General features: G+C 33.5%; 21 protein-coding genes and 1 tRNA gene. 8 read left to right on the forward strand and 14 right to left on the reverse strand.

The window, feature by feature from the left end:
- Positions 1-10: 10 nt before the first annotated feature.
- The 4 genes from GJJ64_RS08870 to GJJ64_RS08885 form a co-directional block, all read right to left on the reverse strand.
- A complete protein-coding gene (locus tag GJJ64_RS08870; protein WP_154287448.1) occupies positions 11-3043 on the reverse strand; it encodes an amidohydrolase family protein in 3033 nt (1010 codons plus the stop codon).
- A 934-nt stretch (positions 3044-3977) separates the two neighbouring features.
- Positions 3978-4301 (reverse strand): type II toxin-antitoxin system RelE/ParE family toxin, encoded by a 324-nt coding sequence (locus tag GJJ64_RS08875; RefSeq protein ID WP_154287449.1) that lies wholly within the window; start codon positions 4299-4301, stop codon positions 3978-3980.
- A gap of 4 nt (positions 4302-4305) precedes the next feature.
- Entirely contained in the window at positions 4306-4536 is a 231-nt protein-coding gene (locus GJJ64_RS08880; protein WP_149075520.1) for a hypothetical protein, read from the reverse strand.
- 314 nt (positions 4537-4850) lie between these two features.
- A tRNA-Asp gene (locus GJJ64_RS08885) sits at positions 4851-4962 on the reverse strand.
- Positions 4963-5125: 163 nt separating this feature from the next.
- On the opposite strand from GJJ64_RS08885, the gene GJJ64_RS08890 reads away from it, so the two are divergent.
- On the forward strand, positions 5126-5602 hold the full coding sequence (locus tag GJJ64_RS08890) for an Lrp/AsnC ligand binding domain-containing protein (RefSeq protein WP_154287450.1): 477 nt from the start codon (positions 5126-5128) through the stop codon (positions 5600-5602).
- Between the two features lie 543 nt (positions 5603-6145).
- Here the strand turns inward: GJJ64_RS08890 and GJJ64_RS08895 are convergent.
- The 5 genes from GJJ64_RS08895 to GJJ64_RS08915 are packed head-to-tail and all read right to left on the reverse strand — an operon-like array spanning position 6146 to position 10946.
- Positions 6146-6868, reverse strand: a complete 723-nt coding sequence (locus GJJ64_RS08895) for a 2-phosphosulfolactate phosphatase (protein WP_154287451.1) — start codon at positions 6866-6868, stop codon at positions 6146-6148.
- Between the two features lie 31 nt (positions 6869-6899).
- A complete protein-coding gene (gene gcvT, locus GJJ64_RS08900; RefSeq protein ID WP_154287452.1) occupies positions 6900-7982 on the reverse strand; it encodes a glycine cleavage system aminomethyltransferase GcvT in 1083 nt (360 codons plus the stop codon).
- Positions 7983-8024: 42 nt separating this feature from the next.
- Positions 8025-9233, reverse strand: coding sequence for a glycosyltransferase family 4 protein (locus GJJ64_RS08905; RefSeq protein ID WP_154287453.1), 1209 nt, complete (start codon positions 9231-9233; stop codon positions 8025-8027).
- On the reverse strand, positions 9208-9840 hold the full coding sequence (locus GJJ64_RS08910) for a ribonuclease HII (RefSeq protein ID WP_154287454.1): 633 nt from the start codon (positions 9838-9840) through the stop codon (positions 9208-9210). The genes GJJ64_RS08905 and GJJ64_RS08910 overlap by 26 nt, the downstream gene beginning before the upstream one ends.
- Positions 9840-10946: a glycosyltransferase family 4 protein gene (locus GJJ64_RS08915; protein ID WP_154287455.1), complete on the reverse strand. Its 1107-nt coding sequence runs from the start codon at positions 10944-10946 to the stop codon at positions 9840-9842. The genes GJJ64_RS08910 and GJJ64_RS08915 overlap by 1 nt, the downstream gene beginning before the upstream one ends.
- A gap of 96 nt (positions 10947-11042) precedes the next feature.
- On the opposite strand from GJJ64_RS08915, the gene GJJ64_RS08920 reads away from it, so the two are divergent.
- The 6 genes from GJJ64_RS08920 to GJJ64_RS08945 all read left to right on the forward strand — a co-directional run bounded on the left by GJJ64_RS08920 (position 11043) and on the right by GJJ64_RS08945 (position 19424).
- Positions 11043-12476, forward strand: coding sequence for an oligosaccharide flippase family protein (locus tag GJJ64_RS08920; protein WP_154287456.1), 1434 nt, complete (start codon positions 11043-11045; stop codon positions 12474-12476).
- Between the two features lie 41 nt (positions 12477-12517).
- A complete protein-coding gene (locus tag GJJ64_RS08925) occupies positions 12518-13597 on the forward strand; it encodes a Wzz/FepE/Etk N-terminal domain-containing protein (RefSeq protein WP_154287457.1) in 1080 nt (359 codons plus the stop codon).
- A 2-nt stretch (positions 13598-13599) separates the two neighbouring features.
- Positions 13600-15021 carry an O-antigen ligase family protein gene (locus GJJ64_RS08930; protein ID WP_154287458.1) on the forward strand — a complete coding sequence of 474 codons (1422 nt, stop codon included), beginning with the start codon at positions 13600-13602 and terminating at the stop codon, positions 15019-15021.
- A gap of 79 nt (positions 15022-15100) precedes the next feature.
- Positions 15101-17503: a TonB-dependent receptor gene (locus GJJ64_RS08935; RefSeq protein ID WP_154287459.1), complete on the forward strand. Its 2403-nt coding sequence runs from the start codon at positions 15101-15103 to the stop codon at positions 17501-17503.
- 14 nt (positions 17504-17517) lie between these two features.
- Positions 17518-18702 (forward strand): PepSY-associated TM helix domain-containing protein, encoded by a 1185-nt coding sequence (locus GJJ64_RS08940; protein WP_154287460.1) that lies wholly within the window; start codon positions 17518-17520, stop codon positions 18700-18702.
- A gap of 11 nt (positions 18703-18713) precedes the next feature.
- Positions 18714-19424 (forward strand): DUF4198 domain-containing protein, encoded by a 711-nt coding sequence (locus GJJ64_RS08945; RefSeq protein WP_154287461.1) that lies wholly within the window; start codon positions 18714-18716, stop codon positions 19422-19424.
- Positions 19425-19500: 76 nt separating this feature from the next.
- On the opposite strand, the gene GJJ64_RS08950 is transcribed toward GJJ64_RS08945, so the two are convergent.
- Genes GJJ64_RS08950 through GJJ64_RS08960 form a run of 3 tightly spaced genes read right to left on the reverse strand, consistent with a single transcriptional unit; the run spans position 19501 to position 22902 of the window.
- Positions 19501-20751 (reverse strand): PP2C family protein-serine/threonine phosphatase, encoded by a 1251-nt coding sequence (locus tag GJJ64_RS08950; RefSeq protein ID WP_154287462.1) that lies wholly within the window; start codon positions 20749-20751, stop codon positions 19501-19503.
- Positions 20752-20807: 56 nt separating this feature from the next.
- Entirely contained in the window at positions 20808-21938 is a 1131-nt protein-coding gene (locus GJJ64_RS08955; protein WP_154287463.1) for a glycosyltransferase family 2 protein, read from the reverse strand.
- Positions 21922-22902, reverse strand: coding sequence for a lysylphosphatidylglycerol synthase domain-containing protein (locus tag GJJ64_RS08960; protein WP_154287464.1), 981 nt, complete (start codon positions 22900-22902; stop codon positions 21922-21924). The genes GJJ64_RS08955 and GJJ64_RS08960 overlap by 17 nt, the downstream gene beginning before the upstream one ends.
- A gap of 39 nt (positions 22903-22941) precedes the next feature.
- On the opposite strand from GJJ64_RS08960, the gene ruvC reads away from it, so the two are divergent.
- Positions 22942-23508: a crossover junction endodeoxyribonuclease RuvC gene (gene ruvC, locus GJJ64_RS08965; RefSeq protein WP_154287465.1), complete on the forward strand. Its 567-nt coding sequence runs from the start codon at positions 22942-22944 to the stop codon at positions 23506-23508.
- Between the two features lie 4 nt (positions 23509-23512).
- Here ruvC and GJJ64_RS08970 read toward each other — a convergent pair whose 3' ends face one another.
- The gene (locus GJJ64_RS08970) at positions 23513-24151 is read right to left on the reverse strand and encodes a response regulator transcription factor (RefSeq protein ID WP_154287466.1); all 639 of its coding nucleotides are present in this window, start codon (positions 24149-24151) and stop codon (positions 23513-23515) included.
- A 66-nt stretch (positions 24152-24217) separates the two neighbouring features.
- Positions 24218-26095, reverse strand: coding sequence for a tetratricopeptide repeat-containing sensor histidine kinase (locus GJJ64_RS08975; protein WP_154287467.1), 1878 nt, complete (start codon positions 26093-26095; stop codon positions 24218-24220).
- Positions 26096-26107: the final 12 nt, after the last annotated feature.

Raw genomic sequence — 26107 nt, forward strand, 5'->3', positions numbered from 1 at the left:
TGTTTAGCTATTAATGTTCTTCGGTTTCAGCATGCTCACCTTCTAAAGTGTCACAATCGTACAAGCTTGGTTTTTCTAAAGACGGACGTTGTGTTTTTGCTCCTTTAGTTTTAGCATTAATCATTTTCTGGATTAAACGAGCCTGCTCTTCTTTAATTTCTTTTCTTTTTTGCTCATCTTTCTCATAATCCCAATAAACAATACCGTCAACAAGCGTTTTTTCTGCCTTAGCATAAACAGATAAAGGATGCTCTGACCATAAAACTAAATCGGCATCTTTACCGGGTTTAATACTACCAACCCTATCATCAATATGCATCATGATAGCCGGATTAAGGGTTACAAATTTTAAAGCTTCCTCCTCGCTAACACCACCATATTTAACTGCTTTGGCAGCTTCTTGGTTTAAACGACGAGCCATTTCAGCATCATCAGAATTGAAAGCGGTTAATACTCCGGCTTCATGCATCAGCTTTCCGTTGTACGGAATAGCGTCTAAAACTTCCATTTTATACGTCCACCAATCAGAGAAAGTAGAACCAGCAATACCTCTCTTAGCCATTTTATCAGCTACTTTATAGCCTTCTAAAATGTGGGTAAAAGTATTTACTTTAAAGCCCATGCTATCTGCAACTTTCATCAACATATTAATTTCTGATTGCACATAAGAATGGCAGGTGATATGTCTTTTGCCATCTAAAATCTCTACCAAAGCTTCCAACTCTAAATCTTTACGGGGTTGGGTTAAACCCGATTTATTCTTAGCGCCGTTATAAGCCGCCATAGTAGCTTTATACTCTTTTGCTCTGGTAAAAGCATCTATAAAAACTTGTTCTACCCCCATACGGGTTTGTGGGAAACGGATGGTATTAAACTCGCCCCAATTGCTTTGCTTTACATTCTCGCCTAAAGCAAATTTGATGAAACCTGGGTTATTACCAAATTTCAATCCCTCTGGTGTATTTCCCCATCTTAATTTTATCAATTGTGTTTGTCCACCAACAGGATTTGCAGAACCATGTAATAAGTGTGATGTTGTTACACCACCAGCCAATTGTCTGTAAATATTAACATCCTCAGCATCTAACACATCACCAATACGAACCTCAGAAGTAACAGCTTGTGTGCCTTCGTTAACACCTCTACTAATGGCAATATGCGAGTGTTCATCAATAATACCTGGTGTTATATGTTTGCCCTTAGCATCAATAAGTTTAGCGTTGTTGGCGCTTAAGTTCTTACCAACGGCTTTAATTTTTCCGTTTTCTACCCAAACATCAGCATCTTTTAAAATACCATCCTTTTCGTTTGTCCAAACGGTAGCATTTTTAAAAATAATGGTTTCTGCTTTTGGCAACTCTGGGTTACCGTAAGCCACTAATGGATAAACAACTTTACCTACATTGCTAACACCTTTGGCCTCTTCTTTCTTTTCTTTCTCTATAAACGGAGCTTTAAAAATTGCCGACCAATTGGTAGTATTTCCGTTAGCAGCAACCGCATCACCTTTAAAAGTTAAAGGTGATGCTTTATCTAAATATCCTGACAATCTAAAATCGCCTTTAGGGTTTTTGGTTAAATCAAAAACCAGATTAACCAAATCTCCATTGCGCACAAAATTTGCTTTTATTTTTACGCTATCAGCTCCAGTTCTTACAATATTTACTTCATAAGCACCAATGCTTCCGCCAATTTTCATGTCTAGCTTGCCTAGGCCGGCTATCACTAAATCATAATCGCCACGTAAATCTTTCACATCCATTTGTGAAACTATAAACCTTTTCCCTTGCACCCAGTTTTCAAAAATGATGTTCTCTTTAGCAAATAATGGCGATGATGTAATTAAGAAATTAGCCTCTTTACCTACGTTTAAGGTACCAACCTTTTTATCTATCCCTAAAATGCTAGCAGGTATTTCTGTTAAAGATTTTAAAGCTTGTTTTTCTGATAAACCAAAATCAATGGCTAGGCGTAGGTTGGTCCAAAAATCTTTAGGGCTTTCTAAGCCGGCAGGACTAATAGCAAAAGTGATTCCGTTTTGCTCTAACACAGCTGGGTTGGTAGGTGCCAATTCCCAATGTTTCATTTGTGCAAAGGTTACAGAGCGAGCATCGGCAGGGTCTTCCACATCATAAGCTTTAGGGAAATTAATAGGAATGATAAATTTACCTGTGGTGGCTTTTATGTCTGCTATGCGTTGGTATTCATCTCCGCCCGATTTAAAAACGTATTGCTTACCAAATTCATCGCCTAGTTTATCGGCTCTTAAAACATCCTCCCAGTTTTCTACTTCAAAAATCTGAGGTAAATTTTGTTGCTTGTTAAACTCATCTAAGGAAATGTTAAACTCTTTACTTTGGCTTTTGTACCAAGCAGCATCTAAATAAGTTTGGCGTAATAAAGCAATAGAACCCATTAAAGAACTCGGATAATCTGTTTTTGCAGTACCCTTGCTAAAAGAATAATTTGCAGCAGTTTTAGCCGATAGCATCACTAAGTTATTACTTTCATCGCCCAAAGTAACTGCCGCAGAAGTACCACGGGCAATACCGTCTTTAATTAACGTATTTACAGTACCGAAGCCATTTTTCTTCATTTCTTCGGCCTTTTTAGCATCCAAATTAAAAATACTATGGGCATTCATCTCTGGCTTTATAGCTTCATTCCAATGATAAGCACCTTGCTTCGTTGTGGTAAACACCGGTGCCGAACCTCTACCGCTAAAACTCTGACGAGGGGTTTCTGGCAAACCGTAAGAAGTGTAAGCATCAATAAGTGAAGGGTAAATGTATTTCCCTTTCAAATCAATAATTACGTAACCTTTTGGGATGTTTAGCGCAGTACCTACTTGTTCAATTTTTCGGTCTTTAATGATTAAAGTACCGTTTTTGATGGTTTGCTCTGCACTTACCACAATATTGGCGTTGATAAAAGCAAACTGGCCGCTACGTATATCGTATGATCCATTGACAGGAAAAGTCTCCTGAGCTTGCACCGTAGCAACGCAAAATAATGCCCCTATTAATAGTAATATTTTCTTCATACAAATGATTTAATATTCTAATCTACTTATAATCATCCGCTAGTAATTGTAATTTTTTTGTGCCAGGAATTTTGAGGGGGAGGGTTGTTTTGGGGAGGGTTGTATAATGAAAGCTTAAATACAAAACAATTAAATAGCATTAGTTAACCACCACATAAATTCTCCATATTTATTAGCAAGTACTATGGATACAATAATGATAGCTATTAAAATTAATAAATCTAAGTAAGTCCATCTGTTAACTATATCTGACTTCTTATCTTTAATCCATTTCGTTATAACTATTATAAAGTGTATAATAAATGATATGGTAATTAGAGCCATAAAGATGATATCTGCACCACCCGTATGATTAAATAATACTAATGAACAGAAGAATAAATAACTAAAAAAAATTGCTAGTTGTCTAATGAATGTTCTTTTATAATTTATCCGTGATATCATCTTAATGCTTCCTAAGATACATTATTAAAAACTAACTTTTTCCAAATTGTTGTCTTACCTTACTAAGTCCTCTCAGAACGATAAAGAAAATAAGCCAGATAATAAGGAAAGCAATTACCTGATATATCAGAACATAAAGAAATGGTTCTGCGTCACTAAACATAATCAATATAGGAAAGAATGACACTGGTGCTGTAAAGTAATATAAAAATGTATCTGTGGGGATTAAAATACTGTAGCTAGTCCAGAACAAACAACTATATAAAGTTCCTAGTCCAACATAAACACCGCTAATCAATAAAGATAGTTCTTACTTGACATAACAAGTTATTTCTTTTTCCTAATAATTAAGACAAACCAGAAGCTCTACCTAACCAAAATAAGTATAGTCAAAGACCAGTGGTTAATATTGCTTTCTTAAGGTAGATGATATTCTGTAAAAGAGCAAATTCTTTAACACTTTAAATAATAAAAACAGTGAAGTACCAGTTTAATCCTTATTGTGCTTACGTTTAGGATTGTTTATCTTAACCGGGTCTTGGCGAGTATCAAATATATCGGTAATCAAAACACCTTCTGCAACTCTTTTATAAATCACCTTGTAATTTCCGCTTACAATATACCTGTATCCTTCATTTAGTTGCTTAAGAAAGATTTCCTCCTGACCAGAATCAGGATAATGCTTTAGTTGTTTGGTAGACTTAAATATCTCTGTTTTTATTTTATATGCGATACTTTTTCCTGCTACTTTAGCGTAGTATTTAGTGATGGCTTTAAGGTTTTCAATTGCAAAATTAGTCCAGATTATTTTCATCGAATTACCAGTTCTCAGATTCAATCTCTAGTTGTTCTTGCGTTTTAAAGTTTCCTGTAAGATAATCATCATTAGAATGTTTAATTCTACTTAATAATTCTTCTTGAGTAAACGGTTTTAATTTTTCATTACCAATCTTATCCTTAATAATTGTTTCAATCTTGTTGAACAACTTCTCATCCTTAAGCTCTATCAGGTATTGGATAATATTTAGTTTTCGTGTTTGTAGATCCATTTGCTGAATTTTTATATATAAAATTACAAAAATAATTTTAGCAAAATGAACATATTCCTTACTAACTCATCAAAGTTTTGTTTCACTTTAGTTGTATAAACATAAGCCGTATAAAGTAGTAGACACGGTGAACTACCTTTGTTTTATGTATATGAGTTGTCTTTATAGTGCTGAAAAACCTTGTCTAATGGTTTTAAAAACGAAGATAAGAGGTACTATTTTAAGGTAACCAAACCCCTATAAAACAGTTAAGCTCAGAACGGGGAGAACTGAGCTTAAACTAACCAATTATAAACCTAAATTAAACGAAAGGGCTGTAGGGGTAGGAGTCGAACCTACACGAAGTAGTTATTTCACATTGCTGCTATTTCCCAAACCTTCGCCACCGAGACAAGGAGGTGTGTCTGCCAATTTCACCACCCTACAGTATATTTATTTGTCAATTTTTGAAGAAGATCGCCTTCTTTCTGTTGATTGAACAATACAAATGTAATAGCAAAACTTATATTTTACAAATATTTCAACAATATATTTTAATTTTTAGCAATTTTTTATTTAATATTGTTTACGATTAAAAAATAGCAAAAACATGATTGATAAATCCCGCCAAAATTTAGAAATTGATAATCTGGATATTGAAATTTTGTCTATCCTGATGAATGATGCAACTACTGCATATACTGAAATAGCCAAAGAATTAATCGTTTCTGGTGGTACTATCCACGTGAGAATGAAGAAGATGCAGGATATGGGTATCATCAAAGGCTCTAACTTAATAGTAGATGCACAGAAAGTTGGTTATGATATTTGTGCCTTCTTAGGTATTTACTTAGAGAAAGGTTCTATCTACCACGATGCCGTTGAAAAACTAAAACAAGTTAAGGAAATTGTAGAGTTGCACTACTGTACAGGAGCTTATTCTATGTTTGCCAAAATTATTTGTAGAGATACTACGCATCTTCGCCATGTTTTAAATGATCAAGTACAAGCTGTACCAGGTATTCAACGTACGGAGACTTTTATCTCTTTAGAGGAAAGCATTAAAAGACAGATTACATTAAAGTAAAGCAGTTTAAAGGTTTGTGAGTATATTTCTTAATGACTAAGAAATATTAAATAGACATTGTGGAAAAGGGATTAAAACCTTAGCTGGGTATTGAATTTTTTCAAGTATTGGTCTTTACACACAAGGCTTTCTTACCCTTGCCGTGTAGCGGCTTCTTTCTTTTCCTTGATGAAAGAAACAAGGAACGAATTCATGAATATCTAAGAAAACCATAAATAAAAATGAATAATTCATGCCTAGCGGCAGGCAGGCAAAGCTGATAAGTATTTGTAGTTTCGTCTAAATAAATCTTTATACACGACCCTAAGTGGTGTGAATGGTTATGGCTTATGAAGGTTTCTACAATACCCGTCAGATTGTTTCCCAATACTTCTTAAGAAAAGTTTTTTGCGAAAGATTTATTAGACTTCACCTCTAAATCTTCATAGATTGTCTTTAGTCCTTCGGAAAAGTTTGATTTAATATTATTGGAAGTTCCTAATTATCGCTTTTTAGGCATCTTTATACTCTGTACTTTAATACTTTTAACTTTCTACTTTTAACTTAAAAAACCATCTTCACTAGCTTATTACCTTTTAAAACCGGAATAGTCTGGGTAATATTTTCTTGAAGGCAAAACTTGATATCTTCTTCTATGCCCAAAAGCTTCAATCTTTCGCTATGAGAAGTTTTGGCAGTGTAAGCACCTAAATCATGCTTTGCTAATTGGTATAGGTCTTCTGCGGCAGTACTAGAATCATCCTGAAAATAATTTCCATCTTTTAATCTGCTCACCACTGCTCCAGCAAATAGCGTATCTTCTAAGTTGAACTTATTTTTCCATCCGGCACAAAGTAAAAAAACGTCTTTATCTTGTGTTTTCAAATAATCGCATACAGCATCAACATTTAAAAAAGAACCAATTATAACCTGATAAGCTGTTTTTTTAGATTCATCTATGGCATGTGTACCATTGGTTGTGGTGAGTACAATTGTTTTGCCTTTAACTTTTTCTGTAGTATAAGAAAAGGGAGAATTTCCAAAATCAAAACCTTCTACTACTTTGCCATCACGCTCTGCTGCCAGAAGACAAATATCATCCTTTAAGGCAATGCATTCTTCTACGGTAGCTACAGGTATAATAGCTTCGGCACCATTATCTATCCCATAACAAATAGAAGATGTAGCTCTAAAAATATCAATAACTATAACTATAGAATTTTCAATATTATAAAGTGGAAGTAAAGCTGGGGTAAGGCAAACTTCTATCTTTCTCTGCTGCTGCATATATCTTGCTTATAATCTTATGTATAATGGCTTATTTCTTGAAGAAAGGAAGTTTTACAACCTTAGCCTTAATCTTGTTATCTCTTATTTTAATGAAAATCTCGGCATCTATTTTACTAAAAGCTTTATCTACATAGCCTAAACCTATAGCTTTTTGTAAAGATGGAGATTGCGTACCTGATGTTACTTTTCCGATAGTGTTTCCATCAGCATCGCAAATTTCATAATCATGACGAGGGATGCCACGCTCTACCATTTCAAAGCCAACTAATTTATTAGCTATGCCATTTTGCTTTTGTAAAGCTAAGGCTTCTGAATTGGTAAAAGATTTATTAAAACTGGTAACCCAACCTAAGCCAGCTTCTAGTGGCGATGTTTGGTCGTTAATATCGTTACCATACAAGCAGAAACCCATTTCTAATCTTAAGGTATCTCTGGCACCTAAACCAATAGGTTTGATACCATAAGCAGCACCTGCATCAAAAATAGCATCCCAAATTTTTTCAGAATGCTGATGATCAAAATAAATTTCAAAACCACCAGCACCAGTATATCCGGTAGCAGAAATCAATACATTTTCTATACCTGCAAACACACCTTTTGTAAAAGTGTAATACTCCATGGCTGCTAAATCTATATCGGTTAAACCCTGTAATGCTTGGGCAGCCAAAGGACCTTGTACAGCTAGTAATGAGGTACGGTCTGATATGTTTTTCATATCCACACCATGGGTATTAAAGCTTTGTATCCAATCCCAATCTTTCTCTATGTTAGAAGCATTAACCACCAACATATAAGTTTTTTCATCTATTCGGTAAACCAATAAATCATCAACAATGCCACCTTCTTTATTGGGTAAATACGAGTATTGTACTTTACCATCAAAAAGTTTAGTAGCATCGTTAGCGCTTACTTGTTGTATCAAAGCTAAAGCCCCCTCACCTTTCAAGATAAACTCGCCCATATGGCTAACATCAAAAACACCAACAGCATTTCGTACCGTTTCATGCTCTATGTTAATTCCAGCATATTGTACTGGCATGTTAAATCCTGCGAAAGGAACCATTTTGGCACCCAGAGCTATATGCTTATCGGTTAAAGCTGTATTTTTCATGAATCTTATGGGTTATTACGTTGCGAAATTAACAAAAAAACATTAAGGCTTTTTGTCACAAATTGTTTGATAAACATTTAGTAAATCTTTACTAAGCGTTTTATTATCGTGATACTTGGCTACCAGCTTCTTAGCTTCCTTTCCTATCCGGCTAATTAAAGTTTTATCCGTAAAGCAACGAAGAATTTGCTTGTAAAAATCATCAGCTTTATCGGCGATTAAAATATTCACATCATGCTGATAGTTGATACCTTCTGCAGCAATAGAAGTAGCAATGATACATTTTCCTAAGGCCATAGCTTCTATAATTTTCACCCGCATACCACTACCAGAAAGTAATGGAACAATAAGCACATGTTGCCTTGCCATAAATGCAGCGGCGTCTTCTACCTCGCCTTCTAAAATGAAAGATTGGCTATTTAAAACCTTTAAATATTTAGGCATATTTTTACCTGCCAAATGAAAGGTAATTCCTGCATCAAGCTGTTTAATAGAAGGCCATACTTTTTCTAAAAACCAATCTATACCTTCGAGATTTGGCCGCCATTCCATAGAGCCAATATAGCCTATACTCTTATGTAGAGATAGCTGTTGCTGAACCTCGTAATTATCTAAATTTAAAGCGACAGGAAAGGTGTGAACCGGACTTTGGCAGCCTACACTCTTGAAAAAATGTTCGTCTACAGAACTAATAGCTAAAATAGCATCAAAACTATTTAAAATTTTAAACTCGAATTTTTGTAAACGCTTACTTAGTAGCCCAAAATACATTTTACGCAAGAAAAAATTTTCTTGCAAGGTTAAACGTTTCCAGATTTGATGTTCAATATTATGTGCCCTATAAATAAGTTTTCCTTTACTTACTTCTTTTATAATGTCTAAATACGGCACTACTTGAAGGCCTTCAAATTGTATAATATCAAACTCTTGTGTTCTTAGCAGATGTGCAAGTTTACTAGCACAGTTTTTCTCGTAAAACCTGCTTAGGTTATATGATTTACCTGTAAATAAATTTAAAAAAGCATCTTTTACCTTAACCCTATTATCTATTTTGTACTGTACAAATTTGATTTTCTTAAAAACGGGGTCTTTAATTTCCTTTGTTTTCACAAAGTGCTTAGTGGTGTTTAAAGAGAAAAGTGTAACCTCACAACCTAGCTCAACAAGCTCCCTTATCGTATTGTAAATTACAATAGGATAACCTCCATTTGGCGGAAATGGAACTCTATTGGTGAGCAGTAGTACTTTCATAAGATAGATTATTGAAGATAGAAAGTTGTGGGTTGGTTATTCTAAAAGTCTTACGATGATAGGGACTTAAACCATAATTAAGTACAGCCTCGCGGTGCTTTACCGTTGGATAACCTTTATTCTGTTTCCAATCATAATGCGGAAACTGCTGATGCAGGTTTTCCATATATTCATCTCGGTAAGTTTTGGCTAAAATAGAGGCTGCCGCTATAGAGAAATATTTACCATCGCCTTTTACAATGCATTGGTGTTTTGTATTTTGATAAGGCTTAAACCTATTCCCATCTATAATAATAAAACCTGGCTGCTGCTTTAACTGGTCTAAAGCCCTATGCATAGCTAAAAAAGAGGCATTAAGAATGTTTATTTTATCAATTTCTTGATGGTCTACCGCTGCAACAGCAAAAGCAATGGCCATTTCTTCAATCTCTTTACGGAGTTTGTTACGCTCTTTTTCTGCAAGCTGTTTAGAATCGTTTAGTAAAGGGTGATGAAAATCGGGAGGCAATATAACAGCTGCCGCAAAAACTGGTCCTGCTAAACAACCTCTACCAGCTTCATCACAGCCGGCTTCTAAAAGCTCTTGTTGGTAAAATGGTAGTAGCATTAGCTTATTTTTTGTATAATGTCCCACAATTTATCAGTAGCAATGTCCCAAGAATAACTTTGAGCAAAAGCTATCCTTTTACTTTCTTGCTCTTTATCGGGCTGCATGTTTGCTAATTTAAGCAAAGCATTTTCTAAGTCAAAAACGTTAAACGGATTAATTAAATGTGCTAAGCCACCAGAAATTTCTTCCATTGCTGTGTTTCTACTGGTGATAACTGGTGTGCCACAAGCAAAAGCCTCTATTACAGGCAAACCAAAACCCTCAAAATAAGAAGGGTAAACAGCAGCAGTAGCATGCGCTACTAAACTTGCCAATTCTTCATCAGGTAATTTACCTGTAAAAATTACATCTGCTTGATGTTGCATTTGCTGATAGTAATTTTCTAGTTCTTGATTTTTCCAAGCCTTCCTCCCGGTAAGCACCAATAAATGTGGTAATTGATTTTTTGTTTTAAAAGCCTCAAAAGCTTGCAATAAGCAAAGTATATTTTTACGTGGATGTATAGCGCCGTTGTAGATAAAATAAGGTTTATCAAATTTTTTATACGGCTTCTTTTGTTGTGCTATGGGTTTAAAAACATCAGAAACGCCATTGTAAACAACAGCTATTTTACTCTCTGGAATTTGATATTTTTGGACGATATCTGCCTTGCTAAAATGCGATACGGTAACAATGGCATCAGCCTGGTGGGCAAATTTTGGAAAAAAGTATCGGTAATATACAGAAGAAAGCCAATCTATCGCTTTTGGGTAATGTTCAAAAGCGATATCGTGTATAACAGCTACTTTTTTAAACTCAGTATTTAAAGGTAAAAACCCATCGGGTGATAGGAAAACATCCGCTTTAAGCGCTTTTAATTTTCTTCTTAAACTGTGTTGATACCAGATATAATACAAAAAAGGATGTCTTGCCTGCGGATAAACTACATATGCTTTTACGTTTGGAGCAAAAATAAAAGAAGCGTCGAATTTCCTGTCAAACAAGAAAATAAACTCTACCTCCGGATGTTTAAGTACCATCCTTTTTAAAGTTTCAAAAGAAAATCTTCCTATACCTTCTAGGTTGTCTTTCTGTAAAAAACGGGTGTTAACAGCTATTCGCAAAATATTAATTCTGGTTATGGGCTAAGATAAATAAACCTGCTTCATAATAAAATTGCGGCTTTGCATTTATTAGTTTATTTTCATCTTTCAACTGTTATGCATAAAAAGTTAGCCGGCTGGGTAATTATATTAATTCTTGTAAATGTTTCCATAAAATTAGTCTGGATTTTTGGAGTAGAACGTGGTGTACAATTAGCTGCCGGTTTTGAAGCTTATGGCTTGTATTATAGTCTTTTTAATTTCAGTTTTGTTTTAAGTATTATTACAGACCCTGGCATCAACAACTATTTACTGCGTTCTGTTGCACAAAAAGTTGCCGCAAAAGAAAATGTAAAACTTTTTAGCTTAAAGCTGATTTTATCTGCCATTTATATCATCATTACCTTTTTAAGTGCCCTCTGTAGCGGTTATGATAGTAATTATTTTTTGCTTTTATTTTGGCTGAGTTTGTATCATGTGCTATGGTCTTTCTTAAACTTTTTAAGGTCTTATTTAAAAGGTGCAGAGTTGTACAAGGCGGAAACTATTTTTTCTGTTTTAGATAAACTCTTACTGATTTTATTGTTTATACCACTTCTGGTATATGAAATAGCCCTAAGTAGTAATCTTTTATTTTTTGCTTTAAGCCAAGTAATTGCAGTAACCATAAGTATTGTTTGTTGTGCTTTAGTTTTACATAAAAACCGAATTCATGTTATTCATTTAAGCAAATTAAAGCCTGATTTCAGTATCCTGAAAAGCTTAATGCCTTTTACTCTTTTTACCTTTTTAGTGCTAGCCTATAATAAAATTGATAGCATTATGCTAGAAAAAATGCTCCCAAACGGACAATTAGAAGCAGGTATTTATGCCGCAGCTTACCGCTTATTAGATGCCTCAAATATCATTTATGTCTTGTTTGCTTCTTTATTTTTTCCCACGGTTAGTAGATTTATTGCACAAGGAAAAAATATCAATACACTTGTAAAAGAGAGCTTTGAATTATTGATGGTTTTGGCCATCATCATTTCTTTAAGCTGTTGGTTTTTTAGGGTAGAAATGATGCATCTTTTATATGGCAATAAAAGCAGCATTCATTTATCTAATGTATTTGGTATACTGATGTTTAATAGCCCATTAATTGTACTATACTATATTTTTAGCAGCATTTTAACCGCAGCAAATAAATTAAAAGCTTTAAACATTATTTCTGGAATGGGCCTCTTGATAAATATTATATTAAACTGCTATTTTATACCAAAATATATGGCTTATGGTGCTGCTTTAAGTACTTTGATAGCTTTAATAGCAGCTGGTTTATCCTATCAAGCTTTTTATTATGTTTATTTTGAAGATAACTTCCCTTTATCTACCATTTTCAAGCTATTTGGCTTTATAGCCTTATTAATTATAGGAGGTTATCTTTTAAAAAACATCCTTTTAAACTGGATAGTATCTTTTCTACTTTTTGTAATCGGCAGTATTCTGGTTAGTTTCGTCCTTAAACTATTATCTGTCAAAAAAATAAAGGACATGTTAAAAATGGCATAAAACAGATATTATTTATAATTTAACAGTTTAAAATTGACAAATTGGAAAAAGAAATACCACAATTTAACCTACTATCTATAAGCAATATCATCCTCCAAAATAGAAAGCACATTGCTATTATAACTTTTATAGGATTAGTAATTGGTTTAATTGCTAGTTTTTTAATAACTCCTAAGTATGAGGCTTATACTGTTTTTTATACTCCGGCAAATAACTCTATATCTAAAACTGTACTAGGTGAAAATAACCTAGAAGATTTTATGGAATTTGGAGATGAAGAACAAACCGACCAAGTTTTAGAAATGCTTCAAGCAGATGAACTTAAGGATAAAGTGATTCAAAAATTTAATTTATTAGCGCATTATAATATAAAAGCTGATGAGAAATATCCACAAACTAAAGTAAGAGAACAGTTAGCATCAAACACTAAAATTAACCGTACAGATTATTTAGCTATAAAAATTGCCGTTAAAGATGAAGACCCAAAAATGGCTGCTGCTATAGCCAATTATATATCCTTTGCCTTAGACAGTATGCGTACCCTGATGCAACAAGAAAGGGCAAAACAAGCTTTTGATATTTTAGCGTATCAATACCAAAAAAAGCAAAAGCAGGTAGATTCTATTCTAGCACAACTAAGTACCATAAGAGAACAAGGAGTGTTTGATTATGAAGCACAATCTGAGGTTTTAAGTGAGGCTATCATTAAAGCAGAAACGCAATTAAAAGCAGAAGAAGCCCGTTTAAAAGTTTACGATGCTAATCGAAAAGATTTACCCGATACCACCTATATTAAAGCCAAAGGGCGTTTAGAAGCCGCTAGGGCTACATTAAAATCATTAAAACCAACGGTAAGCACTTTTAGTAAACTAAGTGGTAAATATTTAGATTATGAAGCTGTTTATGAAAAAGAAAAAGAAGCTTTAACCAACTTACAATTGCGTTATGAAAATGCCGAGGTTGATTTAAAAAAATCAGCAGCTCAAAAATTCATTATCGATAAAGCAAGTATACCAGAAAAAAGCACCTATCCTAATAAATTATTAGTGATGTTAAGCGTTGGCTTTAGTGCATTTTTACTAGCTTGTTTAGGCTTTTTAGCAAAGAAAAATTCTTTATAAAATTGATAACCTCTATTAAACAGATTTACGCTTTAAGTGTAGCTTTCTTAATACTGATTGCGCTTATTGTGTTCAAATTTCCTGTTTATTATGCATTACTAATTCCTGCAGCATTAATTTTTGCAGCTCTTTTTATATTTTCTTTTGATAAGATTTTATTGTTGATAGCCTTTTGTACGCCGCTATCCATAGAGTTAATGTTAGGTACGGCAGGTATAAACCTGCCTGATGAACCTATGATGTTTGCCTTTAGCCTAATATTTTTTTTAAAACTTTGGCAAGAAAAATCAGCTTATAGAAGCCTGTTTAAAAGCCCTTTAAGTAAAAGTATTTTGCTCTTTTATGTATGGCTTATCATAACCAGTTTAACTAGCACCCTTCCTTTAGTCTCCTTTAAGTTTTTACTTGCCCATTTTTGGTTTATCGGCACAGGCTTTTTGTGGGGATTTTTCATTTTCCAACAAAAGCAAAACATCAAAAACTTTGTAATTAGTTATGGTTTAGGCTTATGCCTAATAGTTTATTACACCAGTATTAGACATTGGCAAAGAGGCTTTTCACAAAAAAGCGGAACCTTTGTTATGAACCCTTTTTTTGATGACCATACCGTTTACAGTGCCGTATGCGCTATGATATTTATTTTTACTGTAGTTTTAATTATCAAAGGCCGAACCTATTTATCAACTTTAAACTTTATTTTTTTATGGGTGATTGCCGCATCAACCACAGTAGGTATTTTGCTTTCTTATTCTAGAGCAGCTTGGTTAAGCATCATCATCACCTTAGGTTTTGCAGTAATAATTAAGATGCGGGTTAAGTTTAAAACTATGATGATAGGATTAGTTTTAGCTGCTTCTTTAGCAATACTGTTTCAAAACCAGATTTACCAAACAATCAGATTTAATAAAGTAGCATCGGGCAAAACCCTAGAGGGAGATTTAAAATCTATCTCTAATATTAGTACTGATGATTCTAACGTAGAACGCTTAAACAGATGGAAATCTGCCTCAAGAATGTTTCAAGAAAAACCATTCTGGGGATATGGACCAGGAACCTATCAATTTCAATACTCAGGCTATCAAAGAGCACATGAAATGACTTCCATCAGTACCACAACTGGAGATATGGGCGGTATACACAGCGAATATTTGAGGCCTCTGATAGAAAGTGGCATTATTGGTTTGATTACCTTTTTAATTCTTGTTTTTACTGTTATTAAATTACTTTTAAACGTTATTTATCAATCTACTGATAAACAATTAAAGCTATTTGCTTTAGCTATTTTATTAAGCTTATCAACCTATCTGATACACGGTTTTCTCAATAATTTTCTAGATCAAGATAAAGCAGCATTAGTTTTTTGGGCTTTATTAGGAATGACAGGTGCTATTTATCACCAACACTTTCAACAAAAACTTATTTAGACTAATTATAAATAATTTTGCATTTAAGAGTTTAGGACTCTATATTTGCCTCTGTTTATAATTAATCTAAATAAAAACAATGAATAATAATTATCTAAAATCTTTCATTTTATTACTATCTATCATATTTAGTTATCAGTTGGCCAATGCTCAGACAGGAGCTATAAAAGGGAAAGTAACAACCTCAGACGGCCAAGCTGGCTCTTTAGTTTCTATCACAATTAAAGGTATTAAAGGCACCGTGGTTGATGATAAAGGGCAATATTTACTTAAAGGCTTAAAACCTGGTAATTATGAAGTTACAGCAAGTTATATAGGTTTAGCATCACAAAGTAAACAAGCGTTAGTAATTGCCAACCAAGTAGTAGAGTTAGACTTTATACTTTCTGAAAGTGGCCAGCAATTAAAAGAGGTTACCATTAAACAAATTAAAGCTAATAAGTTTGCTAAAAAAGAGTCTCCGTATGTAGCTAGGTTACCGCTACTAAATATGGAAAACCCTCAGGTGTATAGCACCATTTCTAGCGAGCTGATTAAAGAACAAGTCATCACAAGCTTTGATGATATTGTTAAAAATGCCCCTGGTATTGATAAACTTTGGACTTCTACAGGAAGATCTGGAGACGGAGCAGCCTACTATTCTTTAAGAGGCTTTGCCGTACAACCTAATTTATTAAATGGTTTACCAGGCTTAACTAATGGGGGCTTAGATGTTTCTAATGTAGAGCGTTTAGAGGTTATCAAAGGTCCATCAGGAACCTTATTTGGAAGCAGCTTAATCTCTTATGGTGGTCTAATCAACGTAGTAACCAAAAGACCGTATGAACAATTTGGTGGAGAAATCAATTACACATCAGGCACTTATGGTTTAAATAGATTTAGTGCAGATATCAATACTCCGCTTAAAGAAAACCTATTTTTAAGAATTAATACAGCTTACCATACAGAAGGTAGTTTCCAGGATGCTGGCTTTAGAAAAGCTTTATCTTTTGCACCTTCTTTAAGCTACAAAGCAAGTGATAGATTAAGTATTGATTTAAATGCTGAGTTTTTAAATGAAGAAAAAACTAACCCAGCGATGATATTTTTAGACCGTGGTGCCCCTTTGCTAGCTAAAAATATGGATGAGCTAGGCTATAATCCTAAACTTTCTTTCACCAATAACGAGCTAACTTTAAAAAACCCAATTAGCAGTTTTCAAGGTCAAATAAACTATAAACTTTCTGATAGCTGGACCTCACAAACTGTATATTCTAGAAGCGCAGCTAAATCTGATGGTTATTACTCTTATTTGTATGAAGTATCAAGATTTATCCCTAATTATCCTAATATTGATGGCGTATTTAGAAGATATGTAAGTAAGCAAAATGGTAATACCTATACCTCAGATATTCAACAAAACTTCATTGGCGATTTTAAAATCGGGAAATTTAGAAACCGCTTAGTTGCTGGTTTAGATTACTATAACAAAGTCATCATTAACAATAGTAGTGGCTATGCAGTAGTTGGCGATGTTAAAATGAATGGTGAAGATACAGGTATTTTAACCAGACCAGCCGTTGACGATAAATTAAGAACATTAGCAGCGCCTAAAACAAAAACATCGCAAGAAGTTTATAGTGCTTATGTTTCTAACGTATTTAACTTTACGCCACAACTTTCTGCCATGTTAAGCGGTAGGTTAGATTATTTTGATAATAAAGGTCTAGAAACCAACCCTAATGATGACTATGACCAAACTGCATTTTCGCCAAAATTGGGTATCGTTTATCAACCTATAAAAGATAAGATTTCCATTTTTGGTAATTACATGAATGGTTTTAGAAACATTGCTCCAATTACTCAAGGAAGCGTGGTGAATACCTTTAGACCAGAGCAAGCCAACCAAATAGAAGGTGGTGTTAAATTAAGCTTATTCAATAATCTGTTTACAGGTACTTTAAGCTATTATGATATTAGAGTTTCTGATGTGGTAAGACAAGGTGGCGAAACTGCACCAGGTTCTGGCGTTTTCCAATACTCGCAAGATGGTGAAAATTATAGCAAGGGTTTTGAAGCAGAAGTTATAGCTAACCCTTTTAAAGGTTTAAATATTATTGCCGGCTATAGCCATAACGATAGCAAAGTTGTTGAAAGTAGCGATTTACAATTTGTTGGTAGAAGACCAGAAAGTGCAGGTCCGCAAGATTTGGTAAACTTATGGTTAAGCTATAAATTCTTAGAGGGTAATCTAAATGGCTTTGGCTTAGGTTTTGGTGGCAACTATGCGAGTGAAAACTTCATCATGAACAGGTTAACACCAGGTGCTTTTGCTTTACCAGCATACACGGTATTAAATGCATCAGCATCTTACCAAACTAACCGAATAGGCTTAATCTTAAAATTAGACAACCTAACAAACAAAGAATACTACAAAGGTTGGTCTACCATAGAAGCCCAAAGACCAAGAACTGTAAATGCTAGCCTTAGTTACAAGTTTTAAGTATTAAATTTAAGATGAGCTTTAAAAAAAGTATCAGAAAAATTCACCTCTGGCTCGGATTATCATCCGGGCTAGTGGTGTTTATAGTAAGTATCACTGGCTGCTTATATGTTTTTCAAAAAGAAATATCAAGCCTATATTATCATGATGTTTTGTATGTTGATGTACCTAAAAACTCATCAACTTTACCTATATCTGAGCTTATTAAAAAAGCAGAACTCGAGTATGGTAAACAAATTCCTGTGCGTACCGCTACAAGCTTTAAACAGGCTGATAAAGCATGGGAATTTATGTTTTTTAAAGCTGGTCCAGAAGATGCTATTACCTATTTTGAAGCTATTGAATATTACGATGCCATTTATATAAACCCATATACAGGAGCCGTTACTGGTAAAATAGATTACAAATACAATTTCTTTAGTCTGGTTAAATACATGCATTGGAGTTTATTATTAAGCACTCCGTATGGCCAGCCTATTGTTGGTTATGCTACGCTCATTTTTGTGGTGATGCTTATCAGTGGTATCATTTTATGGTGGCCAAAGAACCTTAAAAAATCAAATTTTAATAAAAGTTTCAAAGTTAAATGGTCGGCAAAATTTAAACGCCTCAATTACGATTTGCATAATGTAGCTGGTTTTTATGCCTCATTTGTGTTATTACTTTTAGCCCTTACGGGGATGGTTTGGGCCTTTAAATGGTTTCAAGCTACAGTCTATGTTGTAGCTGCACAAAGTACCACAGCTCCAGAACAAATAAAACTTAGCTCTAATCTGGCAGATTCTAGTTTTAAAAGTATCCAACACCCGCTAGATATGGCCTACCATACTGCTAAAATAGAATTAATAGAAGCGGATAGATTATCGGTTTTAAAACCTGCTAATCCAGAAGCTACTATAAGGGTTACCGGCTACCGTGGTAAAGAAGTTTATTATAACCAAGACCAATTACATTTTGACCAATACACCGGTAAACGTTTACATCGCAAAAATTTTGCTGATGCCAATAACGGAGAAAAAATTATCGCCATGAATTATGATATCCACGTAGGAGCAATTTTAGGGCTACCCGGTAAAATATTAGCTTTTATAGCAAGTCTAATATCGTCTAGCTTACCCATTACCGGTTTCATGATATGGTGGGGCAGAAGAAATAAAAAAGCAAAAAGCATTAGCACACAAGAATTAATCACAGCTTAACAAATACAATTATGAAAACTCTAAAATCAATACTCTTTTTAGCCTTATTGGCGCTTCCATTTAAAAATTTATTAGCCCATGCTTTATGGATAGAAACTCCTCTAAACGGTAAAATAGGACAATCACATCAAGTAAATATTTATTACGGCGAGTATGCAACCCAAGAAAAAGAAATACCTAACAAATGGTATTCTGATGTTAACCAGTTTAGCTTATGGCTGATACAACCAGGAAAAGAAAAAATTAGACTAGAAGTAAAAGAAACTCAGGATGGTTTCACAGCATCTTTTACACCTGCTGTACAAGGGCAGTATGCTTTATCAGTAGTGCATGAAGCTAAAGAATTAGGCGGTACAACTAAATATGAATTTTCTTCTTACGCTATTGTAAATGTAGGTAATGTTAAAGCTGAGGCTGATGTACCAAATCCGCTAAAAACGGTTTTTAAAGTGCAAAAATTACATCAAATAAATCAGGAAGTACAATTTCAGGTCTTGTTAAATAATAAAGCATTTGCTAAAGGAAAGGTAATGGTTTTCTCACCTCAAGGCTGGAGCAAAGAATACACAGCAGATGAAAATGGCTATATCACTTTTATACCTGTATGGAAAGGTTTTTATGTTTTAGAAGCTAGCAATTACGAAAAGACAAATGGTACTCATCACGGTAAAACTTATGATGCTAGTTGGCAGGGTGCTACCTCGGGTATTTTTGTACAGTAGGGTTAGTTAGACGGTTAGTTGAATAGATAGATTCAGATGTTTGATTTAGACTTTTATCTACGCATTATGAACCCATCTAATGAAATCTTAAAGATAAAATAGTAATATCATCTGTTGCCGTTAAACTTCTTCTTATAGCTTCTATCTTTTTGATAAGTAAATGATGAATAACATTTAAATCTAATTGCTTATTTGCAATGAGGAAATCCATCAAATCTATTTCAGAAAGACTTCTTTCTTCTTCACCATCAAATTCTAAAATACCATCGGTATAATTAAAAATGAGGGCTTCTGGTTCTATCTCTATGAAGCCTTCATTTACAAAAGGCAATTCATCAAAAACGCCAATCATAGTAGTTCCTTTTAAAAGAGGCACTACGCCGTTTCCTTGTATCAATAAAGAAGCATTATGCCCTGCATTAAGAAAATTAAGTACTCTGGTTTGCTTATTGTATTTACCCAAAAATAAGGTAATAAATCTATCTCCCTTGGTATTTTGGTACACTACTTTATTTAAGCGAGTAATTAATTCTGATAAAGAAATATCAACAGAAACAAGTGCTCTTAAACTAGCCTGGAAATTAGCCATAATTAAAGCTGCTGAAATTCCTTTTCCAGAAACATCAGCAACACACCAAAGAATTTCAGATTCATTAAGCTCTATAAAATCATAAAAATCGCCACCTATAGTTTGGTGCTGGCGGTAAATGGCTTCTACATCTAACTCAGTATTCTTTGGTAAAACCTGCGGAATTAACATATTTTGCACTTGGCTTGCTAATTCTAAATCTCTTTGTAAACGCTCTTTCTGAATGCGCTCTTTAAAAAGTTTTTTATTCTCAAACGCAACAATAATTACGTTTATTAAGGTTTGGATATAATCAATCTGATTGCCCAAAAGCTTTTCCTCTTGCGGGAAATCTCCGACCAAAACATAGGCTAGAGCTTGGTTTTTATGATAAACTGGGATAAAGAAATCGTAACCTTTAAAAATTGGGTCTGGATGATCTGATAATTGAGTTGGATTTTTAAGCTCTATCAACTCTTTACTGATAGCAGTATAATCTTCATAAAGATTTACATCGCCACCAAACTGAGAAACACAAACAAAATCATCTTCATGGATATAAAGCAATCTAAACCTACCAACTTTTAAATTAGTCTTTAGGATGAGCTCCAGCATCTCTATCAAGACAGAACCTGGTACATTACTATTAATAGCTTGTGTGATTTCCAGGAGCGCATTTAGCTCGGCCTGCCTTTTCAGCAAAAGCTCAATAAGATCTATCTGCTCTTCTTCATTGGAGGTATGCTGTTTGTTTTTCAAAATCTTGTTCTATGTTTCTAAATTAATTATTTATCTATAAAAACTCAATTTTAAAACTATCTAACCATTCTACCTTTCCAATTATATTTTCCAGAGTTCCCGGCAATACCTATATAAATGAAATATAAAGGATGAATAAGTGTAAGAATTGGCAATAGAAATAATAATCCTTTCCTTTTATTAAATGTCAAAACGGGAATTAAAAACCATAACTCTACCAGTAGTTTTAGGAAGTATTGGGCCGCGAAAACGCATAAAATGGTAGGAAAAAGAAACGAAAACAATAAATTTAAGATTAAACTTAAATTTGAGAGCCATACAGAAACAGCCAAAGCAACAATACGTTTATCTTTATATTTTACACTTTTACTGGCCCAACGTTTACGCTGTTGAATAAAAGCTTTCAAGTTTTCTTTAGCATGTGTAAATACGATAGCATCGTAAGATTTACAGAAACCTATACCGCTAGGGTAAGCAAAAGCTACTTTATGTAATAAAAGCTCATCATCGCCAGAGGCCAAATCATCAATCCCTTTAAAACCTCCTAGCTCAATAAACACATCTTTACGATAAGCTAAATTAGCACCATTACAAGTAGAAGCCATTTTATTACCTATACCAGCGGCTCCTAAACCTATCAAAAAAGAAAACTCTAAAGTTTGCAGTTTTTCAAACCAAGTTTTCTCTTCAAAATAAGCTACTGGCGAACTTATCAATTTATAATCATGCTGATTGTAATAATTGATAATGGTTGGCAACCATAAACTTCCCATTCTGCAATCTGCATCTGTAGTGATAATCAGCTCTCCAGAAGCTATTTTTATAGCTTCTGCTATTGCCTTTTTCTTATAGGAATTTAAAGGCTCACTTTCATTTAATTTGATGAGCTTAACGCCATGGTTGGCATAGCTGCCAATAATTTCTGCTGTAGCATCTGTAGAATGGTCATCAACCACAATTAATTCAAAAAGCTCCTTTTGATACTCCTGTTTAAGAATGTCATCTATCGTTAAAGCAATTTTATCTTCTTCATTTCTAGCGGCAATAATGATAGAAACTTTAGTTATAGGCTGTATATTTTTAAAAACAAAATTGGGCAGATTTAACCAGCCTTTATTTAAAAAAAGTACTAATAATGCATATATAATGCTGAGCAGGATAGAAAGTATACTAAGAATTGTTACCAAAGAAATTGAGTTTAAAAACAAAGAAAGAACCCAAAATAGCAGGAATAATTAAATTAACCAACCAAATTAACGCTGCAGAAGCCATAATTGCAATTTCTTGATGGGTAATGAAACTAAAGAAATAAGTAGCTGTCATACTTCTAACGCCTATATCAAGTAAATCTAAAGATGGTAATGCAGATTGAACAAAGAACAAAATAAATACCAATAAACTTACTTGATAAAAAGGTATCTCGGGTATTAGTAAATGTATAATTAAAATATATTGTGTAGTAAAAACTGTAAATCTTGCCAAACTAAATAACATCACTTTACTTAATTCTTTAGAATTATAACTATTTAAAACCCCAAAAAAAGCATTAAAACGCTTTAAAGGCTTTATGCTATTAAGAAGGTGATTTAGCGAGTGAATATTAAAATAGAAAAGAATAAAAAAGCTACAGAAAACAAAAACAACAAAAGAAATAGCAAAAAATAAACTTTGGTTTGTTATTACAAAATGGAACAGAAACCATAATAAAGCTAAAGCGCCCGCAACATTGGTAATAACCATTTGTGATATATGCCCAACACTCATGGCTATGGCACCTTGTATTCTTTTCCTTGGCGATAAAAAAAAGATACGTCCGCCGTACTCTCCTATTCTGTTAGGTGTAAAAACTGCCCAAGTTAAACCACAAAAAACAGATTCTATAGCTTTTTGAAGTCTTATAGACTCTATTTTAGCTATTAAAAATTTCCATTTTAAGCTTTCAAGTAACCAATTAAAAAGCATCAGTAAAAATATCAAAGACAAAATTACCTTTACCTTATTTTTATCTAGTGTAGAAATTAACTGATTGAAATTTTGTAGATTGGTATTATCAGACAATCGTTTATAAATAAAAATAGCCGCTAAAAGCAGGATACTAAATTTTATAAGGTAGTTGATAATTTTTTTGTGCTGCTTTGTCAAAACCGCCATTTTTGTACAATGTTAAGAAATTAGCTTAATATTGCCCTTATGCTAAGAGAAAAATCAAAAGAAAGAATCATCTTAGGGATAGATCCCGGGACTGCTGTTATGGGTTATGGTTTAGTAAAAGAAACTGGCAGTAAGCTTTCTTTAGTTAATTTAGGCATTATTAAACTAGATCATTTAGATGATCATCCGCTTAAGCTACAACGCATTTTTGAACGTACAACCAGTTTAATAGAGCAATATCAACCAGATTGTATGGCGCTTGAGGCTCCCTTTTACGGTAAAAATATTCAAGTAATGTTAAAACTAGGTAGGGCACAAGGTGTAGCTATGGCTGCTGGCTTAGCTAAGAACCTTCCTATCTTTGAATATTCGCCAAAGAAAGTTAAACAATCTATCACCGGAAATGGTAATGCAGGTAAAGAGCAAGTAGCTGCTATGTTACAACAATTATTAGGCTTTAAAGAAACGCCGGAGTTTTTAGATGCTACTGATGGTTTGGCTGTTGCAGTTTGCCATTCTTTCCAGAAAATTTCTGCTAGCGGTAAAGGTAAAACTTATAGTGGTTGGGAGAGTTTTGTTAAGGATAATGCTAAGAGGGTGAAATAAATTGCTAAACTAATTTATTTTCTACAGCAATATTTATAGCACTCACTTTATTATCAACCTGTAGTTTTTTATAAATATTTTCAATATGTTTTCTTACAGTTCCGTAACTAATAAATAAATTGGCAGCAATTTGCTCGTAAGTAAGCCCAGTTTTTAGCTGTTCTAAAATTTCTTTTTCTCTTGGCGTTATATCAAAAACCTTTACTGCTTTATTATCATGAGGTTGCTTACGCATAATATTCATAACCTTTAAGGCAATACTTGCCGACATTGCCGCACCACCGTCTATAGTGTCTGTAATAGCTTTATAAATATTTTCATGCCCCTCCTCTTTAAGCAAATAACCTGATGCTCCTGCCATAATCATCTCAAATATTTTATCATCATCATCAAACGTAGTTAATGCCAATACTTTTATTTTAGGGTTTAATTGAGCTAATTTTCGTGTAGTTTCTATACCATTTAAGACCGGCATTTCTATATCCATTAATACTATATGGATGGGATGAAGTTTTATTTTTGAGAGTAAATCTTGGCCATTATAACAAATCAATTTAACAGCTAAATCCTCATACTTAGCAAGCTTTTCTAAAACAGATTGTAAAGCAAAGTTATTATCTTCCGCAATGGCTATATGAATCATACCTAAAATAAATTTTTATAAAACTAAATAAGCTTAAGCTTAAAGCCCATACGCAAAACTCCGTATTTATGAAAGTTTAATAATGACGTTTATATTCGTTCCCGTATGAAAGTCTGAAGTAATATGTAAAACTCCACCAATATTAGCGGCCCTATTTTTCATATTATCCAAACCAAAACCAGCAGTTATATCAGCTTCTTTGAAACCCTTTCCATTATCTGTAATCATAATATTTAATTGCTTATCGCTAACCTCAAGCTTAACATCTATAAGCGATGCTTGGGAATGTTTAAGTGCGTTGTTTACAGCTTCTTGTACAATTCTGAAAATTTCTGTGGCTTTTGTAGCATCAATAATTTTGTCTGTTTGCCCTTCATCTATGACAGTCAAAAAAGAAATACTTTTGAAGAAATCTCTAAGTTTTATGGCTAATTCTTCTACACTTACAGCTTCTTTGTTAATTAGCCAAACTGTTTTTCTAAGTTCTTTTATAGTTTCTGTTGTAAGTTGTTGTACTTGGTTAATTTTATCATAGTCTTGAGTTTTGTTTTCTACCATACCGGTCATCGCGTTATTGATAAAGGTAAGGTAAGAGCCAATATGGTCATGCAATTCTCTAGAAATTCTTACTTTTTCAGATTGCATCTTTTGTCTTGCCTGTTCTGCTAAGATTTGCTTTTCTAAACGGGCTTTTAGTATCAGTTGCTTTTCTTTTTCTCTCTTTTTTTGATAAACAAAGTAAGCACCAATAACCACCAAAGTTAATACTACCCCAGCTATTAAAAGATACAGGTTACGTTGTTTTATTTTTAACGCTTGTATTAAGTTTTTTTGGTTTAGATTGGTAATTTGTTGTTCTTTCTTACTGGTTTCGTATTTAGTTTGTAGCTCTTGTAAACTCTTCTGATTGTTCAAGAATAATACAGAATCTTTAAGTATAAAAGCCTTATTGATATTTTCATAAGCCTCTTTATAACTGCCTTTCTGCTGTTGCAATTTTGCTAGCTCGGCATAGCTGTTATACAAAATTTCTTTATCATTTAATGTTTGTGCAATTTGTAAAGCATTTTTAAATTCTTTTTCTGCTAGCGTTAACATCCCTGTTTTGGTGTGGGCGTAAGCAAGGTTATAAAATGCCTTCATTTTTAAATCTTGATTACCAATTTTTTCTGAAATAGTTAAAGCCTCATTTAAATAGATGATAGCTCGCTGATAATTTCTTTTTTTAATAAATAATTCGCCCAGATTAATTAAAACAGGGGTATTTGCAGGCAGGTTATTAATTTCGATATTTTTCTGTCTGGCTAATTGCAGATAATAAATAGCAGAATCTATCTTATTTAAAGAAGTAAAAGTAGAACCAATATTATTATAAGCAGAGGCAGTCTCATTAAGGTCTTTTACGTGTAAAGCATTTCTTAAGTAATACCTAAAATAGGTAATAGCCTGTTTATAGTTAGCCTGCTCAAAATATACCATACCTAAAAGGTTATTCACCCTTCCTTGCCCATTCTCATCCCCAATTTTTTCAAATAATTTTAATGCTTTTAAAGCATAGGTAATAGTATATTGATGCTCAGCAGATGCACTATAAGTAGTAGCGATATTTAAGTTAGCTTTTGCAATTTCAACGGTGTCTTTTAATGTGCTAAACAACTTTAAAGCTTCTTGATAATGTTTTAACGATGCTTTAAAGTCGCTTTTAAAATAGTTGGCTACTCCTTTAAATTTAGCTGCTGTAGCCAAGCCCTTGGTATCGTTAATTGTTTTTGCTTTTTGATAAGCTAAATCTGCATAGTATAACATAGAGTCGGGCTGCCCCATTACTGCTTTGGTTTTATCAATGAATTGATTTATCTCTAGTTGAGCTTTACTTTGTGCTAAAATAGCTGAATAAGAAAATAATTGGATAAATAAGAAAAGTGATAAAATAGCTGTTTTCATAAGCTAATGAAA

The sequence above is a fragment of the Pedobacter puniceum genome, assembly GCF_009674685.1.
GTDB lineage: Bacteria > Bacteroidota > Bacteroidia > Sphingobacteriales > Sphingobacteriaceae > Pseudopedobacter > Pseudopedobacter puniceum.

Excerpts from the sequence above, each read along its gene's own strand:
- GJJ64_RS08870 (WP_154287448.1), bottom strand. The coding sequence starts at position 3,043 with ATGAAGAAAATATTACTATTAATAGGGGCATTATTTTGCGTTGCTACG.
- GJJ64_RS08875 (WP_154287449.1), bottom strand. The coding sequence starts at position 4,301 with ATGAAAATAATCTGGACTAATTTTGCAATTGAAAACCTTAAAGCCATC.
- GJJ64_RS08880 (WP_149075520.1), bottom strand. The coding sequence starts at position 4,536 with ATGGATCTACAAACACGAAAACTAAATATTATCCAATACCTGATAGAG.
- GJJ64_RS08890 (WP_154287450.1), top strand. The coding sequence starts at position 5,126 with ATGATTGATAAATCCCGCCAAAATTTAGAAATTGATAATCTGGATATT.
- GJJ64_RS08895 (WP_154287451.1), bottom strand. The coding sequence starts at position 6,868 with ATGCAGCAGCAGAGAAAGATAGAAGTTTGCCTTACCCCAGCTTTACTT.
- gcvT (WP_154287452.1), bottom strand. The coding sequence starts at position 7,982 with ATGAAAAATACAGCTTTAACCGATAAGCATATAGCTCTGGGTGCCAAA.
- GJJ64_RS08905 (WP_154287453.1), bottom strand. The coding sequence starts at position 9,233 with ATGAAAGTACTACTGCTCACCAATAGAGTTCCATTTCCGCCAAATGGA.
- GJJ64_RS08910 (WP_154287454.1), bottom strand. The coding sequence starts at position 9,840 with ATGCTACTACCATTTTACCAACAAGAGCTTTTAGAAGCCGGCTGTGAT.
- GJJ64_RS08920 (WP_154287456.1), top strand. The coding sequence starts at position 11,043 with ATGCATAAAAAGTTAGCCGGCTGGGTAATTATATTAATTCTTGTAAAT.
- GJJ64_RS08935 (WP_154287459.1), top strand. The coding sequence starts at position 15,101 with ATGAATAATAATTATCTAAAATCTTTCATTTTATTACTATCTATCATA.
- GJJ64_RS08940 (WP_154287460.1), top strand. The coding sequence starts at position 17,518 with ATGAGCTTTAAAAAAAGTATCAGAAAAATTCACCTCTGGCTCGGATTA.
- GJJ64_RS08945 (WP_154287461.1), top strand. The coding sequence starts at position 18,714 with ATGAAAACTCTAAAATCAATACTCTTTTTAGCCTTATTGGCGCTTCCA.
- GJJ64_RS08960 (WP_154287464.1), bottom strand. The coding sequence starts at position 22,902 with ATGGCGGTTTTGACAAAGCAGCACAAAAAAATTATCAACTACCTTATA.
- ruvC (WP_154287465.1), top strand. The coding sequence starts at position 22,942 with ATGCTAAGAGAAAAATCAAAAGAAAGAATCATCTTAGGGATAGATCCC.
- GJJ64_RS08970 (WP_154287466.1), bottom strand. The coding sequence starts at position 24,151 with ATGATTCATATAGCCATTGCGGAAGATAATAACTTTGCTTTACAATCT.
- GJJ64_RS08975 (WP_154287467.1), bottom strand. The coding sequence starts at position 26,095 with ATGAAAACAGCTATTTTATCACTTTTCTTATTTATCCAATTATTTTCT.